Source organism: uncultured Roseobacter sp., assembly GCF_947496515.1.
Lineage (GTDB): Bacteria > Pseudomonadota > Alphaproteobacteria > Rhodobacterales > Rhodobacteraceae > Roseobacter.
Map to the genome: position 1 here is coordinate 1 of NZ_CANMDB010000042.1, position 2,790 is coordinate 2,790.

The window sequence follows — 2,790 nt, forward strand, 5'->3', positions numbered from 1 at the left end:
CTATAACCCCAGGACCCGGGGACCACTTTGATTTTGTTCGCATGGCCGCAAGGCATAGAGCCAAAGTAAGCAGACATCACACACTTTGAGGAAGAACCCATTTAGGTGCCAAGTGACACAGGGGGCCGGGCTGGCAATGCAGGTCCGGATTCTAGAGTGCACTGAGGAGACGATCCGGTTGGCCCGCGATTTAGCCCGCCGCGCCGAGGCGCTTTGCACCGTCGCCCCGAAACTGCGGGCGAAAGGATCGGATGCGGCGGTCGACTTGTTCTTGACCGAAGATGCAGTCGTGCGGGCGTCAATGCTTTCGCCGCGTATTCGCGGGACGTCGATTCCGATGTCCTCCCGTGTCGCGCGACGGTTCTGCGACCGGCTGGTCGAGTTGGGTGTCGCGCGGGAGCTGACCGGGCGACCGATGTTCCGGCTCTACGGGATCGCGCCATGACGGTCGCAACAAGAAAGCGGAAACCGGCGGACGAGGGCGGCACCGTCTTCGACCGGGAGCTTGATCAGTTGCCGCAGGAGCTGCGTTGGCGCGAATGGATGGGGCGGATCGAGGCGGTGCTGTTTGCTAGCGCCTCGCCGGTCGGCCGCGACGATCTCGCCCGCGTGGTAGGGCAGGGGGTCTCGGTTGAGATGCTGATCGAGGACATCCAGACCGAGCTGGCGGGTCGACCTTATGAATTGTCTCAGGTCTCGGGCGGCTGGACGTTCCGAACGAAGACCAAGTTCGCCGATGCCATCAAGGCGGCAGCCGATTTGGGCGAGCAGTCGCTGGCCTTCACCGAGATGGAGATGGGGGTGCTCTGCGCCATCGCCTACCACCAGCCGATCGACCGCGCCGGCCTTGCCAACATCTTCGGCAAGGAGGTCAGTCGCGATCTATTGTCCCGGCTGCGCTACAAGGATCTGATCGCCTCCGGACCGCGTGCTCCGCGCCCTGGAGCGCCGCATACCTTTGTGACGACCGAGACGTTTCTTGCAATATTCGATCTGCAGAGCTTGCGGGATTTACCCGAACTGGAGTTGTCGAACTCATGATGTCCGAAATATGCAGTATTCTTCGGACACGCAAAGCCGCCGGCTTTCAGTTGGTCGGGTGTTGATTTTCGATCAGTCGGATCGTTGCTTTCAAATGGTCGATAGTTGACTTTCAATTAGTCGGATGCCAACTTTCAATTGGTCGAAAGGAGTCGTGCGACGATGTACCCAAGATTTGCCAAGACTCGAGTGGAAGAGGCGCTGTCCGACACCCGCGTGGTACTCATCTCGGGGCCGCGTCAGTCTGGCAAAACGACGCTTGCAACTGAAATCGCGTCGGACAAGATACCCTTTCTGACATTGGACGATGCCAACGTTTTGCGGTCGGCGATTGATGATCCTGTCGGGTTCGTTCGCGGATTGGACCGCGCCGTGATCGATGAGATCCAACGTGCGCCCGACCTTCTGCTCGCCATTAAAAACCTAGTCGATGACGACAAGACACCGGGGAGGTTCCTCCTGACGGGTTCGGCCAACCTTATGACCATTCCAAAGGTAGCGGACTCCCTTGCCGGTCGCATGGAGATCGTTCGGTTACTGCCTCTCTCACAGGCAGAAATTCTGGCCACAAAATCAGAGTTCATCGATCGGGCCTTTGCGCGAGAGAAGCCGACGGCCGATCACATGATCGTCGGTGACCATCTAGTTGAAAACGTCCTTTCCGGCGGATATCCCGAAGCGCTCGGTCGCACGCGATGGTCGCGAAAGCAGGATTGGTATCATGGCTATCTTGACGCGATCGTGCGGCGCGACGTCCGAGACGTGGCTCAGATCGAACAGCTTGCCCTCATGCCGAAACTGATGTCGGTGCTTGCCGAGCACTCCGGACAGTTGGTCAACTACAGCGGCATCGGTGCTGGCCTCGACCTCAATCATGTCACCACACAGAAATACGTCAGTGTCTTCGAAAGCCTCTACCTTGTTCATACCCTGCAGCCCTGGTTCACAAACCGGCTGAAGCGACTGACCAAATCGCCCAAACTGCATTTTTTCGATGCAGGCCTCCTCGCGGCGATGCGGGATGTCTCACCGGACGTGGTTCGAAAAGACAAAACGAGCTTCGGTGCGATCTTGGAAACCTTCGTATTCAGCGAACTGCGCAAGATCGCCACCTGGAGCGAACAGCGGTGCACGTTCTCGCATTTCCGGGACAAGGACAAAAACGAAGTCGACATCGTGTTGGAGAACCGCCGCGGCGAGGTCGTCGGGATCGAAGTAAAATCATCTGCCACCGTCTCGGTGGGAGATTTTTCTGGCATGCGCAAACTTGCAGAAGCATGCGGGAAGAAGTTTGTCCAAGGCATGGTGCTCTACGATCACGACCAGGTCGTTCCATTTGGAGAAAACTTATTTGCCGCACCGCTTTCCTGCTTATGGAGTTCACCATGAGGATTGTCTGCGGAAGACGCATCGAAGATATGACCAAAAGGTATTTCAGCTTCAGTATTAGATGGTGGAACTTTCGCGCGCAAATCCTGCTAGTTGCGGCTAAAGGAGTGCTGGAATGACAATGTCGCAAGCGGACTTTTTAGCAAACGCGTTGAACTGCGGAAGCGCATTAATCGGAAACGCATCTCCGGGCCAGCAGCAAAGTATAAGAGACGATGCCTGGTCCGCATTCTGCCAAACTTTGTTGACGCCAGGTGAGATTAGGTCGCCAGAGCTAAAGAAATGGCGATTATATACTTGACAAACCCACGGGTATTTCCTATCTCTAATTCATAGAGTTAAAGGAAAATACCATGTCTG

General features: G+C 56.4%; 3 protein-coding genes. All 3 read left to right on the forward strand.

Annotated features, from left to right (window positions below; all coding sequences use genetic code 11):
• Positions 1–85 precede the first annotated feature (85 nt).
• The 3 genes from Q1A53_RS23250 to Q1A53_RS23260 all read left to right on the forward strand — a co-directional run bounded on the left by Q1A53_RS23250 (position 86) and on the right by Q1A53_RS23260 (position 2,430).
• Positions 86–445, forward strand: a complete 360-nt coding sequence (locus tag Q1A53_RS23250) for a DUF1403 family protein (protein ID WP_299971762.1) — start codon at positions 86–88, stop codon at positions 443–445.
• Positions 442–1,041 (forward strand): SMC-Scp complex subunit ScpB, encoded by a 600-nt coding sequence (locus Q1A53_RS23255; protein WP_299971765.1) that lies wholly within the window; start codon positions 442–444, stop codon positions 1,039–1,041. The genes Q1A53_RS23250 and Q1A53_RS23255 overlap by 4 nt, the downstream gene beginning before the upstream one ends.
• Positions 1,042–1,230: 189 nt before the next feature.
• Entirely contained in the window at positions 1,231–2,430 is a 1,200-nt protein-coding gene (locus tag Q1A53_RS23260) for an ATP-binding protein (protein ID WP_299971768.1), read from the forward strand.
• Positions 2,431–2,790: the final 360 nt, after the last annotated feature.

What these genes read in the sequence shown, in the direction of transcription:
- Q1A53_RS23255 (WP_299971765.1), top strand. Translation starts at nt 442, where the DNA reads ATGACGGTCGCAACAAGAAAGCGGAAACCGGCGGACGAGGGCGGCACC.